Below are 3,043 nucleotides of genomic sequence, written 5' to 3'. Positions count from 1 at the left end.
TTTGCAGAAGGAGGCCACATTAGTAACATAAATGCTAATGTAGGAAGCATAGATGCTTTATCTCTAGCAGCAGGTGGAGATAATAGCTTTGGTGTAAGTGGAGGAAGTGCTGTTGGGGCTGGAGCTGGAACTGAAGCAACAGGGCCTGCTTTACCAGCAGGAAGTATAAAGATTCCTTTGTCGGCGTATCTAAACGAAAATATAAACGACGGATTCGTTTTTCATATGCGAAGTCTAGTAAATGACATGTCTAATGCCGGATCTACTTTGAATGGCTATAGTATAGTTAGATGGATAGACGGTAGGGATTATCTAGTTCCTAACGCTGGAGTAAATACATTTACCCTTCAAGACGGCTGGTTTAAAAGTAACGACGGCAAGCTAGCTATTGGTCAAGATAATGCTAAAGACTTGGTGCTAACAAGTAGTGCTAATTCGGCAAATCATACTGGAGATGTGGCCAAAATAGTAAACCCTTCAAGCGATCTTAGCGTATTTGGTGGAGATAATGGAAGCAAGATTACTTCAGACGGTACTAATATAGATACTAAAATTTATAGTAGCGTAAAGGGTGACGAGATCAATATAACTTCTGACGTAACAGGTACCGGTACTTATGAAATAGATCCGTTTACTCATGAATACATAGGCGGTCAATCTTATATAAGTACCGGTTCAAGTTCGGACAACTTAAATATAGCTCCTGGCGTCACTTTAACTAATACTATAATAAATATGGGCGCTGGAAGCGAAACTGTAAATTTAAAAGGAACCGCTACAGATAAGATTAATTTTAAAGGATCTATCTTAATGGCCGGTGCTGATGACGATGTAATAAATATCGAAAACGCTTCGTTTGATGTAACCGATGAGAGAGTTAGTGTGATAGACGGTGGAAGCGGCAATGACATTATAAACGTAAATTCTGGAGCAGAGTTAAAAAAAGGTACCATGATCAGAAGCGGAAGCGGCAATGACATTGTAAACGTAAATTCTGGAGCTAACATTCACGGTACCCGACATGAAGGGGCTGTTATACATATGGGTAAGTCTGCTAGTCCTTTAGATAAAGGAGAACAAGGTAATACTTCTACGCTAAACGTGAAAAACGGAGCATTTATGTCTAATGCTAAAATAGAAGTGGTAGCCAAAGAAAATACGATAAATTTTGAAAAAGGAGCTACTACTACTGGTGTTAACATCATAGCGGAAGATGCTGGTACAAAAAGTACGATCAATATTAAGAGTGATCTAAAAAAATCGCTAGAAGGTAGGAGATCTAGTATTAGCACTGGAGATGGAGATGACATCGTAAATGTAAGTGATAAAGCTACACTAACTAATGTTGAAATGACTTTAGGAGGTGGTCTAAACAAAGTAACTATAGACGATGCTACTATGAACGGCGGTAGTATAGAAAATGGTAATGGCGGTAACGAAATAACGTTAACCAACAATGCGGTATTTAGTGAAGCTTATATAAGCACTGGAGATGGTAAAGATATCATAAATATAAATAGTGGTTCAAAAGTTGAGGGACTAGGTTCTGGTATAAGTACTAATGCCGGTGAAGACGAAATAAATATAAATAACTCTACAGTAGAAGGCGTAGATGAACATAATACCGTAGAAATAGACACTGGTGACGATACTGATATGATAACTATCAAAGACTCTAATATAAAATATACTGATATTAAAACCGGAAACGGCGGTGATATCGTTCAAGTATTTGATGGATCGTCTTTAAATTCTGTAAAAATGGAAACTGGAGAAGGCAATGATATAGTTACGTTTGAGCATCATAGTGAGAATTATGATTCAGATCCGACTCAGCCTTATTCAAAACCTATAGCGACTAAAACCGAGATAAATACTGGTAACGGCCGAGATACTGTACTGCTAAGCGGTCTAGGCAATAGCGGCAACTATGCAAATAGAGTATCAGATTTTGATGATGTGAAGATAAATATGGGTGACGGCGATCATAAGCATGTGCAGATACACAAAGCTAAAGTCGAAAAGACTACGATAACTACCGGTAGCAAAGGCGATTTGGTACAAATACAAAGTGACTCTTTAATGGAAGGCGAAAATAATATATATACTGGTGCAGGAGAAGACGACCTAGAAATTAGGGGTTCTAAACTTAATGGCACCGCTAGCGCAAAAACATCTATAAATACCGGTGCCGACAAAGATCACGTGGTAATTAACAATTCTACTTTAACGCATGCGGTAGTTGATACGGATAAAGGCGACGATGATGTTGATATCGAAGAAGGAACAATATTTAACTATAACACTATAAATACTTCAGAAGGCAACGATACTATAACTATTAACCGCAACCCTGACGATGCTCGCACAACCTTTCAAAGTTCTGCTTTAAATACCGGTGATGGCGACGATACGGTAGAAGTTACAAATACTACGTTCTTAAAACTTGCCGATGGTAACCTATCTGCTATAGATACTGGCAATGGCGACGATACAATCACTATAAAAGACGGTACTATATTCCAAGACTTCTCTTATATAGCTGCTGGAAATGGTGTAGATACTATAACTCTAGAAAGTGGAGCCAAATTTAATCAAGCTAATGTATATGCAGATGCTGGCGACGATATAATAAATGTTAATGGAGCAGAATTTAAAGGCGAAAATGCAGGTAATCATAATGCCGGCATACATGGCGGAGCAGGAGATGATAAAATTTTCGTTAACTCTGGAAAATTTGATAACGCTAGTATAGAGGGCGATGCCGGTGATGATACGATCCATATCAAAGCTGGAGCTAGATTTGAAAATTCTTCTATATATGGCGATAGCTTATTGGGCGAAACTGGCAATGATACTATCATAGTAGACAAAGGCGCAACGCTAATTAATACAACTATCGATGGTGGATCTGGCTTTGATACATTAAAAGTTGCTGACAATAGTATAGACTTTAGTCATGTTAAAAATATCGAAAGACTAGATATGACTAATGGAGAAAAGACAACCTTAGCTCTTACAGCTAGTAATGTTCAAGATATAT

General features: G+C 38.0%; 1 pseudogene. It reads left to right on the top strand.

Annotated features, from left to right (window positions below):
* Nucleotides 1–3,043, top strand: a pseudogene (locus G6W45_RS09615) (hypothetical protein); the annotation flags it as partial.

The sequence above is a fragment of the Campylobacter concisus genome, assembly GCF_015229955.1.
GTDB lineage: Bacteria > Campylobacterota > Campylobacteria > Campylobacterales > Campylobacteraceae > Campylobacter_A > Campylobacter_A concisus_AT.
The sequence above is the reverse complement of the archived record's forward strand: the minus strand, read 5'-3'. Positions and strand labels throughout refer to the sequence as shown.